This window comes from Psychrobacter sp. M17(2026), assembly GCF_055699815.1.
This window is the reverse complement of the sequence record NZ_CM146741.1, coordinates 2,859,167-2,878,143: the sequence shown is the minus strand read 5'-3', so window position 1 is coordinate 2,878,143 and position 18,977 is coordinate 2,859,167. Positions and strand designations below refer to the sequence as shown.

16 protein-coding genes, 2 tRNA genes and 3 rRNA genes are annotated in these 18,977 nt (G+C 42.4%); 13 read left to right on the top strand and 8 right to left on the bottom strand.

The features are described from left to right. Positions 1 to 88 precede the first annotated feature (88 nt). Together ACR63T_RS12255 and ACR63T_RS12250 are read right to left on the bottom strand one after the other, a co-directional pair. Positions 89 to 1,072, bottom strand: coding sequence for an alpha/beta fold hydrolase (locus tag ACR63T_RS12255; protein ID WP_472784162.1), 984 nt, complete (start codon positions 1,070 to 1,072; stop codon positions 89 to 91). Next, complete coding sequence (locus ACR63T_RS12250) at positions 1,056 to 1,967, bottom strand: ABC transporter substrate-binding protein (protein WP_472784161.1); 912 nt, start codon at positions 1,965 to 1,967, stop codon at positions 1,056 to 1,058. Before ACR63T_RS12250 ends, ACR63T_RS12255 begins: the two co-directional genes overlap by 17 nt. Positions 1,968 to 2,108: 141 nt before the next feature. Here ACR63T_RS12250 and ACR63T_RS12245 point away from each other — a divergent pair, with 141 nt between their 5' ends. After that, complete coding sequence (locus tag ACR63T_RS12245) at positions 2,109 to 2,774, top strand: hypothetical protein (protein WP_472784160.1); 666 nt, start codon at positions 2,109 to 2,111, stop codon at positions 2,772 to 2,774. 44 nt (positions 2,775 to 2,818) lie between these two features. Here ACR63T_RS12245 and ACR63T_RS12240 read toward each other — a convergent pair whose 3' ends face one another. Both ACR63T_RS12240 and upp read right to left on the bottom strand, forming a co-directional pair. Next, positions 2,819 to 3,565, bottom strand: coding sequence for an SDR family NAD(P)-dependent oxidoreductase (locus tag ACR63T_RS12240; RefSeq protein ID WP_472784159.1), 747 nt, complete (start codon positions 3,563 to 3,565; stop codon positions 2,819 to 2,821). Between the two features lie 41 nt (positions 3,566 to 3,606). Then, on the bottom strand, positions 3,607 to 4,275 hold the full coding sequence (upp, locus tag ACR63T_RS12235) for a uracil phosphoribosyltransferase (protein ID WP_201570341.1): 669 nt from the start codon (positions 4,273 to 4,275) through the stop codon (positions 3,607 to 3,609). 236 nt (positions 4,276 to 4,511) lie between these two features. Here upp and ACR63T_RS12230 point away from each other — a divergent pair, with 236 nt between their 5' ends. From ACR63T_RS12230 to ACR63T_RS12195, 8 genes are all read left to right on the top strand, one after another. Next, positions 4,512 to 5,081: a DNA glycosylase gene (locus tag ACR63T_RS12230; protein ID WP_472785282.1), complete on the top strand. Its 570-nt coding sequence runs from the start codon at positions 4,512 to 4,514 to the stop codon at positions 5,079 to 5,081. A gap of 837 nt (positions 5,082 to 5,918) precedes the next feature. Then, positions 5,919 to 7,457 (top strand): 16S ribosomal RNA (locus ACR63T_RS12225). An 82-nt stretch (positions 7,458 to 7,539) separates the two neighbouring features. Continuing rightward, positions 7,540 to 7,616 (top strand) — tRNA-Ile (locus tag ACR63T_RS12220). A 9-nt stretch (positions 7,617 to 7,625) separates the two neighbouring features. Next, positions 7,626 to 7,701 (top strand) — tRNA-Ala (locus ACR63T_RS12215). 325 nt (positions 7,702 to 8,026) lie between these two features. Then, positions 8,027 to 10,889 (top strand): 23S ribosomal RNA (locus ACR63T_RS12210). Positions 10,890 to 11,010: 121 nt separating this feature from the next. After that, positions 11,011 to 11,125, top strand: a 5S ribosomal RNA gene (rrf, locus tag ACR63T_RS12205). Together the 16S, 23S and 5S rRNA genes with 2 tRNA genes alongside form the textbook arrangement of a ribosomal RNA operon. 221 nt (positions 11,126 to 11,346) lie before the next feature. Beyond that, positions 11,347 to 11,562 (top strand): hypothetical protein, encoded by a 216-nt coding sequence (locus ACR63T_RS12200; RefSeq protein WP_472784158.1) that lies wholly within the window; start codon positions 11,347 to 11,349, stop codon positions 11,560 to 11,562. A 65-nt stretch (positions 11,563 to 11,627) separates the two neighbouring features. Beyond that, entirely contained in the window at positions 11,628 to 12,527 is a 900-nt protein-coding gene (locus ACR63T_RS12195) for a hypothetical protein (RefSeq protein ID WP_472784157.1), read from the top strand. A 45-nt stretch (positions 12,528 to 12,572) separates the two neighbouring features. Here ACR63T_RS12195 and ACR63T_RS12190 read toward each other — a convergent pair whose 3' ends face one another. Continuing rightward, positions 12,573 to 12,785, bottom strand: a complete 213-nt coding sequence (locus tag ACR63T_RS12190; protein WP_472784156.1) for a DUF1289 domain-containing protein — start codon at positions 12,783 to 12,785, stop codon at positions 12,573 to 12,575. A 213-nt stretch (positions 12,786 to 12,998) separates the two neighbouring features. Between ACR63T_RS12190 and ACR63T_RS12185 the strand changes: the two genes are divergently transcribed. From ACR63T_RS12185 to ACR63T_RS12175, 3 genes are all read left to right on the top strand, one after another. After that, a complete protein-coding gene (locus ACR63T_RS12185) occupies positions 12,999 to 13,217 on the top strand; it encodes a dodecin family protein (RefSeq protein WP_305899007.1) in 219 nt (72 codons plus the stop codon). Positions 13,218 to 13,416: 199 nt separating this feature from the next. Beyond that, a complete protein-coding gene (locus ACR63T_RS12180; RefSeq protein ID WP_472784155.1) occupies positions 13,417 to 14,469 on the top strand; it encodes a 5'-nucleotidase in 1,053 nt (350 codons plus the stop codon). 29 nt (positions 14,470 to 14,498) lie between these two features. Then, positions 14,499 to 15,113, top strand: a complete 615-nt coding sequence (locus ACR63T_RS12175; RefSeq protein WP_472784154.1) for a rhomboid family intramembrane serine protease — start codon at positions 14,499 to 14,501, stop codon at positions 15,111 to 15,113. Here the strand turns inward: ACR63T_RS12175 and ACR63T_RS12170 are convergent. The 3 genes from ACR63T_RS12170 to ACR63T_RS12160 form a co-directional block, all read right to left on the bottom strand. Further along, positions 15,091 to 15,636, bottom strand: coding sequence for a hypothetical protein (locus ACR63T_RS12170; protein ID WP_305899004.1), 546 nt, complete (start codon positions 15,634 to 15,636; stop codon positions 15,091 to 15,093). The genes ACR63T_RS12175 and ACR63T_RS12170 overlap by 23 nt on opposite strands. Positions 15,637 to 15,817: 181 nt before the next feature. Then, positions 15,818 to 17,686: a sodium:solute symporter family protein gene (locus tag ACR63T_RS12165; RefSeq protein WP_305899003.1), complete on the bottom strand. Its 1,869-nt coding sequence runs from the start codon at positions 17,684 to 17,686 to the stop codon at positions 15,818 to 15,820. Between the two features lie 4 nt (positions 17,687 to 17,690). After that, on the bottom strand, positions 17,691 to 17,951 hold the full coding sequence (locus tag ACR63T_RS12160) for a DUF4212 domain-containing protein (protein ID WP_201570327.1): 261 nt from the start codon (positions 17,949 to 17,951) through the stop codon (positions 17,691 to 17,693). Positions 17,952 to 18,740: 789 nt separating this feature from the next. On the opposite strand from ACR63T_RS12160, the gene ACR63T_RS12155 reads away from it, so the two are divergent. Further along, positions 18,741 to 18,944, top strand: coding sequence for a hypothetical protein (locus ACR63T_RS12155; RefSeq protein ID WP_472784153.1), 204 nt, complete (start codon positions 18,741 to 18,743; stop codon positions 18,942 to 18,944). Positions 18,945 to 18,977 lie beyond the last annotated feature (33 nt).

Below are 18,977 nucleotides of genomic sequence, written 5' to 3'. Positions count from 1 at the left end.
TTAGTTATTGTAAAGTTATAGTGTGGATTATGAAGTTATTGCCTACAATGCTTTCGATATTTACCTTTCAATAAACCTGCGAGTTCTCTTACAAAAATCTCTTTAAAGCTTGATAAAACTCAACAGGCGCATCCATCGGTACGGCATGTCCTGACTTTGCTAATATCTCTACTTTTGCATTCGGTAGCATATCAGCTAATTTCAATTGCCATTCTGGATCGTATAGTTTCGAGCGCCCACCAATCATCAGTGTTGTTGGAACATTAACTGTTGGCAAAACATCGCGATAATCGTAGGGCAATTGCACATAAGCATTTAGACAACGCAGTTTATGTTGCCAAGTGCTATGAGTCATTAACGCCATTTTGTGCGGTGCGCGATGGCTCAAAGTCTTTACTAATAGTTGTGAGTGCTGACGACTGACCGATAGCAATGAAAACGCGCGCTCCATAGCTAATAAACCTAATTTTAACTCATAAGGTAAATGACGAAAGCTACTTAGCTGCATATAAGGCTCAGTTTTACTAATTAATGACTCAAACTGAGCAAACAACTCATCTTGTCGTGCTCCAAATACGCCACCTTGCCAGTCGGGCTGATTACGAATAATAGGCGCTTGATCGATATTGAGGTAACGGCTGACATCATTTGTACCAAAGCGCTTAAAGTATGCCCACATCACCAGCGCACCCATCGAAATGCCAGCGACAGATATTTTGTTAACGCCCGTTGCCTTAACGATATAGTCAATAACTTGCTTAGTATCTGCCGCGTACTGCTCAATAAAGTCAAACTGCGGCATCTGTAGATTATCCGCCAAACCAAAACCTCTAAAATGTGGCAAATAAAACTGATACTGATTAATCAGAGGTAAAATAAACGGCAAAAACTGCCGTGCATCCATACCAAAGGCATGTAGCATTAACACAGGTTGACCGCGACCAATCACTGAGATTGGTAACAACGTACCATCAGAGCCAGCAACGCTGATAGTTTGCAAGTGGTAAGGTTTAGGCTTTTTTACAATGTTATTGATCACAACGATTCTTCCGCTATTACCATAGTTTGGCATATTGCGCGTCACTAACGGCAGCGATATCTAGCTTCGTTAGCATATCACGCAGTGCTAACCAACGCGCGTTATCTGGTTTAATAGGAGTAATCAAACGCTTCAATGTGTCATTGATAATGTCATCCATCAAAGCAGACGGTTCCTCACCAGTGTAGCCATAATAAATCTCGCGCGCCTGCTCTGGATTATTAATACATAATTGACCCATCTCAGTGCTGACTTGCACAAACTGCTCTATAGCTGCCTGCTTGTCATTGAAAGTCTTATGTGTTGTCATTAGCTCCAATGCCGAAAAATTAGGATAAGGCGACAAGTTTTGATCGATAAAGGTGTAATCAAGCCCGATATGATTGGCTTCTATACCCTCAAAGTTATAAAAGCATAACCACGCGCCATCAAAGCCGCCATGCGCATCACCTTTTTGCAAATTTTCTAAATGCTGAAAGTCAGTTTCTACAAACTCGACATTATCACGATCTAATTCAAAACCATTTTGTTTGGCATAACGATGCAATATCTCAAAGCCAATTTTATTAGTGATCGAATTAGCCGCTGGCGTAGTAATACGAATAGGCTGATTAGCATGCAGTTTATCCATACTGCTTTGCTTCATCATCACGCCGCCATCGGTCACGAAAAAACAGCCTAGCGCTTTTAAATCATCAAAGTGATGCTCAAATAGATGAATAGGCTCGTTAACATGCAAATCAATATGACCTGCCTGCAACTCGCTAAAGCCATCGTAATGTTCCGTCGGCTCTATCATCTTAATATCCAAACCTGACTTTTTATAAGCGCCCGTATGAATGCCTGCGATAAAAGGCAGGTGATCAGGATTCAAAAACCATTCCAATGTTAAAGTTAGCGGCGTTAAAACAGGTGTATTATTCGTCATAAAATATCCTTATCTTATTATCAAGAGCTTGTTATAGTAAAAGTGTTGATGTCATAACCATAGAAATAGTAAATGACCTTAGCATAAAATAGAATCGTAAAATGCTTTGTTCGTTATCATCTGATAAAAGGATATTGCTTGATGAGTATAAAGACGCTACCTGATCTTGATAACAGCCTTTATCCGCAAGTTTGGGAACAGCAGAGTTTCGAGAGTCCGCAAGCGTTACTGATGGCGTTATTGACTCAGCGTACAAGTATAGAGCCGCTGGCCTTTACTAAGCAGCTGCAAGATAATGAGGCTTATCAAGAATGGATCAATACCTCAGTATTTGGCCGCTATATCCAGCGTAGCTTTGCCGCGATTTATCATCAAAGTGAAGACAGCTTTAATATGGATATACCCGTACTGTTTCGTCGTGAGCTGATGCGCCATGCGCAGTATTTACCGCCCAGCCAAGTACTGTTTGTAGCAGGTGATATGCCAAAAAAGGCTCGACAAGAAAAGTTACTTACTACGACGCTAAATCCCGCGACGGTAATAGTTGGCGCAAAAAAACTAATGTCTGCACAGACAGTAATCAATCAAATACGAGTGACCAGTAAGCAAGTATTAGGATTTCCGATACGTCATAATAAGCGCACCAGCGAGCGTACCCGCAATGAAGTATTACTGTTGGGGTTCGATGATTTGCGTCTGGTCGATGAGCAGAGTATTGATAAATGCTTTGAAAAAAGCAGTGAAAGTAGCAGTGAAAGTAGCAGTACGGATCGCCCTATACTGCTACGTAGCTATGAATTGCGTTAAGTTTGATGTGTTGTTTAGGGACTGCCTAAACCTTTTAAAAACAGTTAGTCTTTAGCAATCGTCAGGCCATTGTAAGTTTGTGCTACTGGCATGACCTCTAAGCGATTGACATTGATGTGTGCAGGAGTCTCGATAAGCCATAACAAGATATCGCCAATATCATCACCCGTCATGTTTTTAAAGCCTTCGTATACCTTATCTGCCTTACCATCATCACCATGATAGCGCACGTTTGAGAACTCAGTACCTGCCACGGCACCCGGTTCAAGATTGGTCACGCGCACTTGTGTACCTAATAGATCGGCACGTAAGTTTAAGCTAAATTGCTTGACGAAGGCTTTGGTTGCACCATAGACATTGCCACCATAATACGGCCAACTGCCAGCAATAGAGCCCACATTGATAATATAACCGCTATTACGCTCAACCATCGCAGGCAGGACAGCATGAGTGAGTGCTATTAGCCCTTTGATATTGGTATCGGCCATCTGCATCCAATCATTGAGATCAGCTTTATAGGCAGGTTCAGTACCCAGTGCGAGTCCTGCATTATTTACTAACACATCTATTTGACTGAACTCAGTAGGCAAGTCGGCGATAATTTGCGGTAGAGATGCCGTATCACTAACATCCATTTTAACGGGTAAAAATAATTCGCCAAGCTCATTAGCCATAGTCTCAAGTTTCTCAAGGCGACGAGCAGCGCCGATTACTTTATGACCTTTCGCTACTAGACGCCTAGCTAACGCTTCACCAAATCCAGCGCTCGCCCCTGTGATTAATACGTTCATTATATGTACTCCCTATTTTCACAAAACTTTATAGTGATTAATTATTGACCCAACTGCTTACCAAATATCTTATCACCAGCATCACCCAGACCTGGAATAATGTAGCCGTGCTCATCCAAATGACTATCGAGCGCTGCGGTATAAATAGTCACGTCAGGATGCGCCTCGTTGACTAAGCGTACGCCTTCAGGTGCGGCTACTAATACCAAAGCCTTGATGTTTTTGCAGCCATGACGTTTGAGCATATCGATAGTGGCGACCATTGAACCACCAGTAGCAAGCATCGGATCAATAATAAGCGCAGGGCGTTTATCCATATGACTGACGAACTTCTCAAAGAACGGCACAGGTTGTAAGGTTTCCTCGTCGCGCTGTAGACCAACCACAGATATTTTGGCAGTAGGAATCAAATCGAGCACCCCGTCTAACATGCCGATACCAGCGCGCAAGATAGGCACAATCGTTGCGGTTTTACCGACGATTTGCTCACCTTCAATCTCCCCGCACCAGCCTTGCATTGGAAATTTTTCAATCTCAAAATCGCGACTCGCTTCATAAGCCATCAAACGCGCTAGCTCTTTGGTGAGCGTACGAAATTTATAAGTACTACAGTCCTTTTCGCGCATTAGACTGAGTTTATGACGTACTAATGGATGATCAATGACAGTAATATCTAATTTGTCATCTGGGTTGCGGTTTTGGTCGCTCATAAGGTCTCTCTTGTCTTTTAGTTTTGGCGTTTAGCCTTAGTTTAATTTTGAATTTTAATCGTATGCTATGATAACAAAAAATCGCTTTTCTAATGAAGAATGTTATGACAAATAAAACATCTGTTATCAAAACTAATAATGATCAATCTGAGCAAGCTACAGATAACTCGTACAATATAGGACAAGAAATCGAAGATCATCCTTTCGAGCCTGTTCTACCACCTGATGCTACAGTGATGATGATGGGAACATTCCCACCGACTAGCGATAAATGGGCGATGCGTTTTCATTATCCCAACTTCTATAATGATATGTGGCGTATTTATGGCAAAGTGTTCTTTGATGATGTCGACTACTTTAGAGTAGGGGACGAGAAGCGTTTTGACCCTGAGCGTATTCGCGCTTTTATGTTTGAGCGTGGTATTGCTTCTTGCCCTACCGTTAAGCAAGCGATTCGCGAAACAGGCAACGCTTCTGATAAGAATCTAACCGTAGTCACCCCTGTCAATTTGGATCTGATTCTGCCACAGGTGCCAAAAGTCGCCGCGCTATTTACTACAGGTGGTAAAGCTACGGAGGTATTACTTGATCTATTACAGACTCCACCGATCAAGTCAAAACATCCAAAGACCAATCAAAGTATCGATTACCCTTATCAGTGGCATGATGAACAGAAGCTAGAGGATAATAAGGTGAATGGGCTCACTCTATATAGACTGCCTTCTACCTCACGTGCCTATCCATTGGCACTAGAGAAAAAGGCAGCGGCTTATAAAGTATTCTTTGAGAAGATGGGAAAGTTGTAGCATGGCTAAATGCTGAGCTTCACAGGGTGCGCCCCGCGCACCAATTTAATAACCTATCTACATAGAACCTATCTTTAGCTATATATTTGAGCACGAGTAGCGTAGGTGGTAATCCGCAGACTGTATTTTCTTTAATACTTTATAATTAATATTGATTCTAACCCATTGATAAATAGACACTAATAAAGCGCAGTTAAATTAAATTAAAATAAAGCTCAAACTAAGCTTGACGCTCATCTAGAACTGCGTATAATGCCACCCAGTCGGAAGGGAAGGCGGAGTGATTAAGTAGCTTGCTACTTTTATTCAAACCCACCCAGCTAAATTACTTTTAATTAAAATAATTTAGTTCTTGACAACATAATTAAAGCGTCTATAATACGCACCTCATCAAGACGAGCTAGAAGTTAAACACTAAGAGATATTAGTGATAATGACAGCAAATCGGATGAAACAAATTATAAAGAATTAAAATAAAAGCTTGACAGACTAGCGCATTGTGTTATGATAGTCAGCTCGCTAAACAGCATAAGCCACATGGTTTAGAGCCGAATAGCTAGACAAGAATACTGATACAAACTACTTACTGGACGACAGAAGTGGTTACTATTTAAAAGCTTAACTAAAGAACAACTTGTGTGGATTTTTGCTGAGTCAGGATGCATAAATAAAGTTGGTTGAGACTTCTTTTCGAAGTTGATTCTAACTATAAAAATTTATCATCTAAGACAGCAGAAAAACTCAAAGTTAATTCATTACGAACATAATTTTTAGCGATTTTGCCAGAATAGATGAGCCAAGTTTAGTGACCTCTTTAAAGGGTTACATAGCAAGATTAAACTGAAGAGTTTGATCATGGCTCAGATTGAACGCTGGCGGCAGGCTTAACACATGCAAGTCGAGCGGAAACGATACTAGCTTGCTAGTAGGCGTCGAGCGGCGGACGGGTGAGTAATACTTAGGAATCTACCTAGTAGTGGGGGATAGCACGGGGAAACTCGTATTAATACCGCATACGACCTACGGGAGAAAGGGGGCAGTTTACTGCTCTCGCTATTAGATGAGCCTAAGTCGGATTAGCTAGATGGTGGGGTAAAGGCCTACCATGGCGACGATCTGTAGCTGGTCTGAGAGGATGATCAGCCACACCGGGACTGAGACACGGCCCGGACTCCTACGGGAGGCAGCAGTGGGGAATATTGGACAATGGGGGCAACCCTGATCCAGCCATGCCGCGTGTGTGAAGAAGGCCTTTTGGTTGTAAAGCACTTTAAGCAGTGAAGAAGACCATATGGTTAATACCCATATGCGATGACATTAGCTGCAGAATAAGCACCGGCTAACTCTGTGCCAGCAGCCGCGGTAATACAGAGGGTGCAAGCGTTAATCGGAATTACTGGGCGTAAAGGGAGCGTAGGTGGCTCGATAAGTCAGATGTGAAATCCCCGGGCTCAACCTGGGAACTGCATCTGAAACTGTCGTGCTAGAGTATGTGAGAGGAAGGTAGAATTCCAGGTGTAGCGGTGAAATGCGTAGAGATCTGGAGGAATACCGATGGCGAAGGCAGCCTTCTGGCATAATACTGACACTGAGGCTCGAAAGCGTGGGTAGCAAACAGGATTAGATACCCTGGTAGTCCACGCCGTAAACGATGTCTACTAGTCGTTGGGTCCCTTGAGGACTTAGTGACGCAGCTAACGCAATAAGTAGACCGCCTGGGGAGTACGGCCGCAAGGTTAAAACTCAAATGAATTGACGGGGGCCCGCACAAGCGGTGGAGCATGTGGTTTAATTCGATGCAACGCGAAGAACCTTACCTGGTCTTGACATATCTAGAATCCTGCAGAGATGCGGGAGTGCCTTCGGGAATTAGAATACAGGTGCTGCATGGCTGTCGTCAGCTCGTGTCGTGAGATGTTGGGTTAAGTCCCGCAACGAGCGCAACCCTTGTCCTTAGTTACCAGCGGGTTAAGCCGGGAACTCTAAGGATACTGCCAGTGACAAACTGGAGGAAGGCGGGGACGACGTCAAGTCATCATGGCCCTTACGACCAGGGCTACACACGTGCTACAATGGTAGGTACAGAGGGCAGCTACACAGCGATGTGATGCGAATCTCAAAAAGCCTATCGTAGTCCAGATTGGAGTCTGCAACTCGACTCCATGAAGTAGGAATCGCTAGTAATCGCGGATCAGAATGCCGCGGTGAATACGTTCCCGGGCCTTGTACACACCGCCCGTCACACCATGGGAGTTGATTGCACCAGAAGTGGATAGCCTAACCTTAGGGGAGGCGCTCACCACGGTGTGGTTGATGACTGGGGTGAAGTCGTAACAAGGTAGCCGTAGGGGAACCTGCGGCTGGATCACCTCCTTATAGACGCATCCACTTGGCAAGAATTCACAACAAGTTGTTCTTTAGTTAGCTTAAATATTAGCATGAGGTATATGCCTCTTACAGGCCTGTAGCTCAGCTGGTTAGAGCACCGTGTTGATAACGCGGGGGTCGGCAGTTCAAGTCTGCCCAGGCCTACCATTTTATTACGGGGCCATAGCTCAGTTGGTAGAGCGCCTGCCTTGCACGCAGGAGGTCAACGGTTCGACTCCGTTTGGCTCCACCATACATTAATAAATGCTAATATAGACAATGAGTATAAATAGAAACAAATGATTCACTTTACCTGAGGGTAAGATTGATTATTTCTTTCTGTTTTATACAGAGCTTACGACTCGACGAGAGCGTAGGAACTATTTAAAAACATAGATATGAGTCTGGGTTAGAAAGAGCGTGTTCACGCGTTTCTTTCTAACCTTAATAACTCACCTCTTAACGACATCAGTTGTTATCCCAGGGGTGGGTTATTAAAAAAGTAAAGAGAACTGAATCAAGCGTATAAATTAGGTGATATCGTTATAATTGCTGACAAAGACCCTTTGGGGTTGTATGGTCAAGTAATTAAGCGCACATGGTGGATGCCTTGGCAGTCAGAGGCGATGAAAGACGTGACAGCCTGCGATAAGCTTCGGGGAGGCGGCAATATCCTGTGATCCGGAGATTTCTGAATGGGGAAACCCACCTATCATAAGATAGGTATTCCATACTTGTATGGGAAGCGAACGAGGGGAAGTGAAACATCTCAGTACCCTTAGGAAAAGACATCAAATGAGATTCCCCAAGTAGCGGCGAGCGAACGGGGAGAAGCCGATTGTTTCTAGAATAGAAGAACAGCGTGGGAAAGCTGACCGTAGTAGGTGATAGTCCTGTATTTTAAATTCTAGAGATGACATATTAAGTAGAGCGGGACACGAGAAATCCTGTTTGAAGATGGGGGGACCATCCTCCAAGGCTAAATACTCCTGACTGACCGATAGTGAACCAGTACCGTGAGGGAAAGGCGAAAAGAACCCCTGTGAGGGGAGTGAAATAGAACCTGAAACCGTGTGCGTACAAGCAGTAGGAGCTTCAATTTATTGGAGTGACTGCGTACCTTTTGTATAATGGGTCAGCGACTTATGTTCTGTAGCGAGGTTAACCATTTAGGGGAGCCGTAGGGAAACCGAGTCTTAATAGGGCGAATTAGTTGCAGGGCATAGACCCGAAACCGAGTGATCTATCCATGAGCAGGTTGAAAGTGTCGTAACAGACACCGGAGGACCGAACCCACTGTCGTTGAAAAGCCAGGGGATGACTTGTGGATAGGGGTGAAAGGCTAATCAAACTCGGTGATAGCTGGTTCTCCCCGAAAGCTATTTAGGTAGCGCCTCGGACGAACACCATTGGGGGTAGAGCACTGTTTCGGCTAGGGGGTCATACCGACTTACCAAACCGATGCAAACTCCGAATACCGATGAGTGATATCCGGGAGACACACAGTGGGTGCTAACGTCCATTGTGGAGAGGGAAACAACCCAGACCGCCAGCTAAGGCCCCAAATTCCTAGTTAAGTGGGAAACGAGGTGGGAAGGCATAGACAGCTAGGAGGTTGGCTTAGAAGCAGCCATCCTTTAAAGAAAGCGTAATAGCTCACTAGTCGAGTCGGCCCGCGCGGAAGATGTAACGGGGCTCAAACTAGGAGCCGAAGCTGCGGATTTGAATTTGTTTTCAAGTGGTAGGGGAGCGTTGTGTAAGCCTGTGAAGGTGTGTCGTAAGGCATGCTGGAGGTATCACAAGAGCGAATGCTGACGTGAGTAACGATAATGCGAGTGAAAAGCTCGCACGCCGGAAGATCAAGGGTTCCAGTCCAACGTTAATCGGGGCTGGGTGAGTCGACCCCTAAGGCGAGGCCGAAAGGCGTAGTCGATGGGAAATCGGTTAATATTCCGATACTTGTTTATAATGCGATGGAGGGACGGAGAAGGTTATGTCAGCCTGGCGTTGGTTGTCCAGGTGAAAGGATGTAGGCTTGTGGCTTAGGTAAATCCGGGCTACAACAAGGCTGAGATCTGATAGCAAGCTGTACTTGTACAGTGAAGTGGCAAATACCATGCTTCCAGGAAAAGCTTCTAAGCAATAGTTATAAACGAATCGTACCCTAAACCGACACAGGTGATCAGGTAGAGAATACCAAGGCGCTTGAGAGAACTCTGCTGAAGGAACTAGGCAAAATGGTACCGTAACTTCGGGAGAAGGTACGCTGCTGATGGTGATAGGACACGCTCCTTGAGCTGTTGGCAGTCGCAGATACCAGGCTGCTGCAACTGTTTATTAAAAACACAGCACTCTGCAAACACGAAAGTGGACGTATAGGGTGTGATGCCTGCCCGGTGCTGGAAGGTTAATTGATGGGGTTAGCGTAAGCGAAGCTCTTGATCGAAGCCCCAGTAAACGGCGGCCGTAACTATAACGGTCCTAAGGTAGCGAAATTCCTTGTCGGGTAAGTTCCGACCTGCACGAATGGCATAATGATGGCAGCGCTGTCTCCAGCAGAGACTCAGTGAAATCGAAATCGCAGTGAAGATGCTGTGTACCCGCGGCTAGACGGAAAGACCCCGTGAACCTTTACTACAGCTTTACATTGAACTTTGACCTGACTTGTGCAGGATAGGTGGGAGGCTTTGAAGCCAGCACGCTAGTGTTGGTGGAGCCAATCTTGAAATACCACCCTGGTCATGTTGGGGTTCTAACTCAGGTATAACAGTACCGAGGACAATGTATGGTGGGTAGTTTGACTGGGGCGGTCTCCTCCTAAAGAGTAACGGAGGAGTACGAAGGTGCGCTCAGACCGGTCGGAAATCGGTCGTAGAGTATAAAGGCAAAAGCGCGCTTAACTGCGAGACCCACAAGTCGAGCAGGTACGAAAGTAGGTCTTAGTGATCCGGTGGTTCTGTATGGAAGGGCCATCGCTCAACGGATAAAAGGTACTCTGGGGATAACAGGCTGATACCGCCCAAGAGTTCATATCGACGGCGGTGTTTGGCACCTCGATGTCGGCTCATCTCATCCTAGGGCTGAAGCAGGTCCTAAGGGTATGGCTGTTCGCCATTTAAAGAGGTACGCGAGCTGGGTTTAGAACGTCGTGAGACAGTTCGGTCCCTATCTACCGTGGGCGTTGGAAATTTGAGAGGAGCTGCTCCTAGTACGAGAGGACCAGAGTGGACGAACCACTGGTGTTCGGGTTGTCATGCCAATGGCATTGCCCGGTAGCTACGTTCGGATGGGATAACCGCTGAAAGCATCTAAGCGGGAAGCCCACCTCAAGATAAGATTTCCCTAAAGAGCCGTTGAAGACTACGACGTTGATAGGCAGGGTGTGGAAGTGCAGCGATGCATGTAGCTAACCTGTACTAATTGCTCGTTTGGCTTGACCATACAACACCCAAGTGGTTTTGTATATAAAGCATTATATCGATATCACCTTATCCTTGGTTCAGTTAGGATAGTGATACTTAGTCAATAAGTAAAACAAACAGACTCATATCTAACCCCCTTTGCTGACGACAATAGCAAGACGGAACCACCTGATCCCTTCTCGAACTCAGAAGTGAAACGTCTTAGCGCCAATGGTAGTGTGGCTCCGGCCATGTGAGAGTAGGTCATCGTCAGCTCTCTATTCCTAGACTTGCCCCCTCCGACTAACGTCGGAGGGGGCTTTTCTTTGGCTTGAAATAAGGACAATTGATAACGTTTTTAGACATTACGCTATTTACCATTATGAGATAGTGCACGGTATGCCTATTATTGTTATATTAGTACCAGATATAAGCAATAATAAATTATTGTTCTATATCGTAGTATGCTTAGGCCGATAGGGGTAATAGGTGGGGGATTGGCAATTCCCATGATGATTGTTGGTTCTATAGCTCTTTGGTTAGTTTTGCTGCGTTATATTAGTATTAGATTGATTCCATCGGATCATAACAGCATCAAGGAGGTGTCTATGGTAAAAACATTAAAAGCTCGTTCTAGTATTTTTTTTGCGTCTATGGTAGAAAGTACATGGGCTATTGGAATCGGGGTCATTGCAGGACACTTATCTGCCTAAGCATATTAGTTAAATAATAATTTGATTATATCTTTGTAATTACATGAAATTAAACTGGTATTATTATGAATTTTGGCTTTCTTATTGACCCTAAAGCTTTCGTATGTGATGGATTTAAAATAGCTCCTGTTTTAGAGTTTGATTCTGTTTTAAAAAACTTCTATAAGTCAGCATGTGTTAGTAAAGGATGGTTCTATGGTCCGAAAAAAGAGCTTAGCAAATCATCTGCTGAGAAGAGGGACTTTGAGGCTAATGCTCCTATAGTTAATAGATCATTCTTTCAAATGAATTCTACTCACCAAATAACTTCAACTGAAAGCTATTCTGAAGATCACTTGAGGTTCCTTATTCTAGGATATGGGTTCTTACAAGGATTATATCTTACTCCAGAAGGCTACTCATATTTGGAACGTACAGCATATGAGCAAAGTAAGCTAAATGGTTTGCGCTTATTTAACAATGACTACGTTAATGGAATGGAGCTTATCAATAAATTTTATATTAATTCGGATGAAATAAGGCGGAATCAAATGTCTGCTTGTATTCATTGGTATTTAGTAGGTCAGAGTTATGAGTTCAAATGGGATCAATTTGATGCACAATACAAAGTACTTGATGGAATATGGAATATCTCAGAAATACAGAACTATAAAGATAAGCGTACTCCACATTCAATGCGACCAGTAAAACTTGCTGAGAAATATGGTTTGATCTTACCCTTATGGGCAGAGCCAGATACAAAAAATAAAAATAAAAGTAAAATTAGTAAACAACGAAATGAACTAGTTCATGAAGCAAGGTATGATGGACATCCAATCGGATATTCATATCCAAAAGAAAATTATAGCCTTGAATTTAGATCTTTTAATACAAAACTCATTGCGGCTACCCTAGGTATAAATACTCCATATTTACAAGCAAAACCGAAAAATCGAATACTAGGAATGTGGAGTATAAAACCATAAACAACCATTTCGTTAGTAAAACTATTATTGGAAAGCTTGTATTTATTAAAACAACTCCCCAGCTTCAGCCACAGTTTCGAAATCAAATCCCAGTTGCTGCCCTTTAAGCAGTCGCATTTGCTTGATACGCTGTTTGCGTCCTAAGATTAGTTTTAGTACGTCACGACGCTGCTCATTAGTCATGCTAAGCCACAGCTGACGCTCAGTACGGCTACGTAGACAGTCAAAGTAATAGCCCTTCTTATTGACCTTACACACACTAACGCAGAGATTGTGAATGTCTAATTATTAATACTATTGCTTTACATTATTTACGATTATACGAATGATATATCCTACATAAAAATAACAGTTAAGCCTTATTTATATAGCTAAATATCGTTATGATAATATTGAGCTATTTAATTTTTGCAGGATTGCAACGATAGGTGGCTCAGCATTCAAATTTCATAACACAAGGAAGCGTAAATTATGACTATTGCAAAGAATATTGAAGTAAGTAGTACTTCTGAGACTAGCTTTGAAGATGCCATTCAAAAAGGCGTTGCGCGTATCGCTAAGACCGTTAAAAACGTCCAAGGGGCTTGGGTAAAAGAGCAAAAAGTTGGTATTACTGATGGTAAAATCAGTAAATATCATGTCATTATGATCGTCAGCTTTGTGATTAATGAAGATTCAGATATAGGTTAGTATTTTCATATTAGAGATAAATTTAGTATCACAAAAGAGACCGCATTTGCGGTCTTTTTTTATAATAATAATTTGAAAGCTAAAGCATGCTAGTAGAATTACAAAGCTGGGACGCGCTCTTAACTTATTTACTTATCAAAAAATCTTGTTATACAGTAAACTTAATAAATCAAAATATTAATATCAAAAGTAGAAAATTATGGCCGTTGATTTTACGAATACGCTAATCGTTGCTATATCGGCAACGGCATTGTTTGATTTGTCTGAATCTGAGAATCATTTGCTTGATTTGATTAAACAACGTCCAGATAGTGCAATAAAAGAATTTCGCGATTACATGGCAGAACGTGAAGATGATCCCTTAGCTATCGGTGCAGGTTATCCGCTCATCCAGGCTTTGCTAAACTTAAATAATTATTGTGACAGCTGCGAGCCGTCAGATTCAACTCTTCAAACGCCATTAGTAGAAGTGGTTATTGTCTCTAAGAGCAGCCCAGATACAGGCATACAAGTACTGAATGCTATTCGTGAAAAAGGACTTAATATTTCGCGCTCAGCGTTTATATCAGGCAGCTCAGTTGCGCCTTATATTAATGATTTTAAGGTAGACCTGTTTTTGACAACCAACAGAGAAGATGCTCAGCAAGTAGCGGATGCCAATATTTGTGCCTGCGCTATCTTAGATGCGACACCTGTCAATACTTATAAGCTCGATACTGAGCAGCTACGTATCGCTTTTGACGGTGATGCAGTGCTATTTGACGATTCAGGAGAGCTATTATACAAGCAAAAAGGTTTAAAGGCTTTTCATGATCGTGAAGCGCAATTGCGTGATTTGCCAATTGACAAAGGCCCTTACGCTGAATTACTTATTAAGCTGTCCAAGTTGCAAGCACGATTGCCCGCGCGGATGCAGCATCGTCCGATCAATATCGCTTTGGTCACCGCACGTAATGCGCCAGCGGATCTACGTGCTATAAAGACTTTGCGTCAGTGGGGCGTAGATGTAGACATGGCGTTCTTCTTGGGCGGTCTTGATAAAACAGCGGTACTCAAAACCTTTGCGCCTCATATCTTTTTTGATGATTCTATCAAACATATTAATGCCGCTCGTAACTATGTACCGACAGCTTTAGTACCTTATCAGTCTACTTCTTTACTACATGCTAATAATTATTCAATAGCAGATAAGCAAGCTTCATTATTATCGTTTACTCCTACTAAATGCGAACCGCGCTCTATAAAGTATTGAGCTTCACTGCACAACACTAGAGGTTAACTATGAACTGGCAATCCATGCTTGCTTTGATCTTGACCCGCCTAAAGCAAGTGATAGGGTTATATGCTTTTGTTTTAGTCCCTATGTGGGTACTGTTTTTTATTAATAATACTTTCTTGTTTGGGCTGTGGAATATATTTGGTATAGCACCGCGCACTGTAGATCTGCGTAGTATGATAGGGATATTTGCCTCATGGACTATGCATGGTGATATCACTCATATCATAGGTAATAGCTTTATATTATTGCAGATATTATTTTTATTTGGTTTGTTTGAAAGTAATGCTTATCGCACTATTCTTAAATTGATTATTGCTTCAGGGGTTATGACTTGGCTGTTAGGCTCGCCACTATCGATACATATTGGTGCTTCAGGGTTATGTTTTGCGATGCTAGGCTATATGATAGGTGGGGCTATTTTTGCGCGGCGTTGGGGCTATTTATTAGCCTGTATCGTTATGGGAGCTGGATTTTGGTTTACTATTAAGCAAGGCTTGATGCCGCAGCAGGGCATATCCTTTGCAGCGCACTTTGGTGGTCTATGCGCCGGTCTATTGTTAGGAGCCAACTCTAAACATGATTACTCAATGCTTTTTAAGCGTCATTCAAACAAATAGTAGTATATAAAGGATCGTCCTTTGCTAAAGAGCGCCAAGCAGTCGTTTGCTTCACATGCTCATCAATGGTCATTGTGCTATCTTTCTCTTGTAACACATAATCTGCCCGAGCCGGGGTTGTACAGTCGATAACTTGTGTAATCTGTTGCACACTTCTACGACGCTCAAATAAATATAAATTAACTAAATACATGTTTTCATTATTGGCATTAGCGCGAGCGTTGCCACTGTCTGCAGCTATAAAGCGAAAAATCTGTGGTTTGATATAAGACCAAGGACGAAACCAAGTGCTCTCTTTAGCAGTCTTAACAACTTCCACGCCTTCTGGTAGTTGAGCGACTTGTTGTCCATACCATTTATACTCTTGATTAATCTGAAAACCAAAAATACCTATAGCAGCGAATAGTGGAATCAACCATTTTGGCGCCCGTTTGCCAGCCATTTTACTAAGGTGAGTAATAACTAGCGCTATCCCAGCCAAACCAAATCCAGCTGCTATAGTTGCGATAAACTCAAAAAGCATAACTTCTGTCCTTAACGCACTTGGCGCATTTAACACAACAATGACTTGTCATAAAATCTATTCTAAGAGATCTGAATTATAACAATAATAGGATAAAAAAATCACTCACAAGCAAGTAGCTGCTTGTGAGTGATAGAGTAACAAACGATACGTTCAATATCTAAGCTTATTAATCGATAGCTTAGTGATCAACAGCACCGCCAGCACCACGTGGAGAACGTACGCTCTCAACCAACTCTTGAATATGAGCAGGTGGTGGAGCAGTTGCATAAGATACCGCAAATGCTACGATGAAGTTAAGCAAGGCACCTACTGCACCAAATGATAATGGTGAGATACCAAATAACCAGTACTCTTCAGTATCAGGGAAGCTAGCCGTACCACTGATAAAGAACCAGCCTTTGAATACAAAGATGTAGACTAGGATAGTAATCAAACCGGTTAACATACCAGCGATAGCGCCAAGGTTGTTAATACGTTTTGAGAAGATACCCATCATTAGTACAGGGAACAAGGATGCACCCGCAATACCAAAGGCTAATGCTACGACCTGTGCGGCAAACCCTGGTGGGTTAATACCTAAGTAAGTCGCAATCACAATCGCTACACCCATAGTGATACGAGCATATTTCAACTCTTGCGCATCAGTAATGTTAGGGTTGAGGTTACGTTTGATCAAATCATGACTGATCGCTGATGAAATTGCGAGTAGTAGACCTGCGGCTGTTGATAGTGCTGCAGCCAAACCACCAGCGGCAATAAGACCAATAACCCAAGGCGGTAGATTAGCAATTTCTGGATTCGCCAATACCATAATATCAGCATTTACATCCAGCTCGTTACCTGCCCAACCACGAGCAGCAAGTGCACCGTCAAGTACAGAATCATTTGCAATACGAGCAGTATCAACCGCTGCAGTTGCTGCGGCAACATCGCCACCATCAGTAGTTGCAGTAGCTAAAGCCGCCTCAGCAGCACCAAGACCACCATCGCTATAGAACTGAACACGGCCATCGTTATTTAAATCGTTATACTTGATAAGACCTGTGTCTTCCCATGTTCTCATCCAGTCTGGACGTTGATCATAGTTAATAGGCTCTGCATCAACACCTTGTGGATAGATAGTGTCGACCAAGTTTAAACGCGCCATAGCCCCTACTGCTGGAGCAGTAAAGTATAATAGCGAGATAAATACTAGTGTCCAACCCGCTGTCCAACGTGCGTCGGCAACTTTAGGAACCGTGAAGAAGCGAATAATAACGTGGGGTAGACCTGCTGTACCAATCATTAATGATAAAGTAAATAGCACCATGTTTAGCTTGTTAGGTACATCAGCAGTGTAAGAAGCAAAACCTAGATCAGTAACGACTTGGTTTAGCTTAGTCAAAATAGGCACGCCTGATTCAACATGGTTTGAGAACAAGCCTAGGCCTGGAATCGGATTACCTGTTAATTCAAGTGAAATAAATACCGCAGGAATGGTATAAGCAATCATCAGAACCACATACTGCGCAACCTGTGTATAAGTAATCCCTTTCATACCACCAAGTACCGCGTAAAAGAAGACAACAACAGCGGCGATAATAAGACCTGTTGTATTTTCAACTTCTAAGAAGCGTGAAAAGGCAACACCAGCACCGGTCATCTGACCGATAACATAAGTAGTCGAAGCAATAATCAAACAAACCACAGCAATCATAGCTGCAGTCTTAGAGTAAAAACGATCACCAATAAAGTCAGGAACCGTAAACTTACCGAACTTACGTAAGTAAGGTGCTAACAACATGGCTAGTAGAACATAGCCGCCTGTCCAGCCCATTAGATAAGTCGATGCACCATAACCACTGGCGGCAATTAGACCTGCCATGGAGATGAATGACGCGGCACTCATCCAGTCAGCAGCCGTTGCCATACCGTTTACTACGGGATGGACGCCACCGCCTGCAACATAAAACTCACTAGTAGAACCGGCACGTGCCCAAATCGCGATACCAAAATATAGCGCAAAAGACAGTCCCACAAAAATAATATTAATAACAAATTGACTCATGGGGCTATTCCTCGTCTACACCATATTGTTTATCTAGCTTATTCATACGCCAAGCATAGAAGAAAATTAGGATAATAAAGATCCCTATAGATCCCTGCTGTGCAAACCAAAAACCTAAGTCAGTACCACCAATTTTTATACCTGCTATTAGTGGGCGTAATAAAATACCAAAACCATAAGAGCATACTGCCCAAATGATTAAGCTACCTATAATGAGACGGATATTGGCACTCCAATAACCAGATGGGTCGTTGTGACTTTCCATAGGACAACTCCTTTGCCTGATATAAAAACAAGATATTTGATCAAGGACGAACAAGTCACTGTGATTTAGCATCTATCGCCTAATACGATTTAATCGTTGTCTATGCTATAGTTTTAGAATATCAATATTCTAGAACTTTACATAGGCTGCTAAAGCAGAATGACCAAATAATCATCCAATCTATTTTGTTAACCAACTGAGCAAGTTTGGTGACTGCTTAATAAGATTAAACTCCTAAATTAAAGAGATAACATTTATCTTAAGAGTCATGCTTAACACTTACTGATATTATTTATAAAACAACCGTTTAAATTCAAATATTTTTAATATCAGTTTACCTGCTCATTTGTTTATGACTAGACGGAACAGTCATAAATCTATTAGGAATATATACAAAACTGCGCCAGTTAACAATAAGTAATTTAAAATTACTTTTCAGTAACTAAGTGCTTGAGTGCTAAATTGAGCAGTCTAGATTTGTCAGATAACCAGTCAAAGGCATATATACTGTACCATCAGTAACAGAGTTATCATGATAACCGAGATTATATCAACGAAATCTCTAAAATAAATGTTTGTTATTTATTTGGTGAATATCTATGTAAAAGGTAGGTCTCTTACTTATTATTATAGCCAACTTTTATCTATTATAGTTGATATGAGTGACTATACTTGATAATAATTTTATGTTATAGAGCACTAGTATACAATTTCAAGGATTAATAACAAAGAGCTGAGGTAGCAATGAGTGATTAATCGTTGATAACCCTTGGTATGGACTACTGATGTTTGTGCTTATTGGTTTGGTATTTGCTTTACAATCGCTACGCGGTTTATTTGGGTGGTTCTGATGCGGTCGGTTTTTTGGATATGGATGACCTCGATAGTCGGTATGTCCACAAGATTTTTTTGTTGCGTGCTAGCAGACAGTGGCTGCAAAAAACCTATACTAGCAGTACCGTAGCGCTGGTAAGTTATGATGACTACAAATAGAAAAGCAAAAAACCCCGTTCATAGTGAACGGAG

Excerpts from the sequence above, each read along its gene's own strand:
- ACR63T_RS12160 (WP_201570327.1), bottom strand. The coding sequence starts at position 17,951 with ATGGAAAGTCACAACGACCCATCTGGTTATTGGAGTGCCAATATCCGT.
- ACR63T_RS12175 (WP_472784154.1), top strand. The coding sequence starts at position 14,499 with ATGAACTGGCAATCCATGCTTGCTTTGATCTTGACCCGCCTAAAGCAA.
- ACR63T_RS12255 (WP_472784162.1), bottom strand. The coding sequence starts at position 1,072 with ATGCCAAACTATGGTAATAGCGGAAGAATCGTTGTGATCAATAACATT.
- ACR63T_RS12250 (WP_472784161.1), bottom strand. The coding sequence starts at position 1,967 with ATGACGAATAATACACCTGTTTTAACGCCGCTAACTTTAACATTGGAA.
- upp (WP_201570341.1), bottom strand. The coding sequence starts at position 4,275 with ATGAGCGACCAAAACCGCAACCCAGATGACAAATTAGATATTACTGTC.
- ACR63T_RS12170 (WP_305899004.1), bottom strand. The coding sequence starts at position 15,636 with ATGCTTTTTGAGTTTATCGCAACTATAGCAGCTGGATTTGGTTTGGCT.
- ACR63T_RS12180 (WP_472784155.1), top strand. The coding sequence starts at position 13,417 with ATGGCCGTTGATTTTACGAATACGCTAATCGTTGCTATATCGGCAACG.
- ACR63T_RS12165 (WP_305899003.1), bottom strand. The coding sequence starts at position 17,686 with ATGAGTCAATTTGTTATTAATATTATTTTTGTGGGACTGTCTTTTGCG.
- ACR63T_RS12195 (WP_472784157.1), top strand. The coding sequence starts at position 11,628 with ATGAATTTTGGCTTTCTTATTGACCCTAAAGCTTTCGTATGTGATGGA.
- ACR63T_RS12245 (WP_472784160.1), top strand. The coding sequence starts at position 2,109 with ATGAGTATAAAGACGCTACCTGATCTTGATAACAGCCTTTATCCGCAA.
- ACR63T_RS12230 (WP_472785282.1), top strand. The coding sequence starts at position 4,512 with ATGATGATGGGAACATTCCCACCGACTAGCGATAAATGGGCGATGCGT.
- ACR63T_RS12185 (WP_305899007.1), top strand. The coding sequence starts at position 12,999 with ATGACTATTGCAAAGAATATTGAAGTAAGTAGTACTTCTGAGACTAGC.
- ACR63T_RS12240 (WP_472784159.1), bottom strand. The coding sequence starts at position 3,565 with ATGAACGTATTAATCACAGGGGCGAGCGCTGGATTTGGTGAAGCGTTA.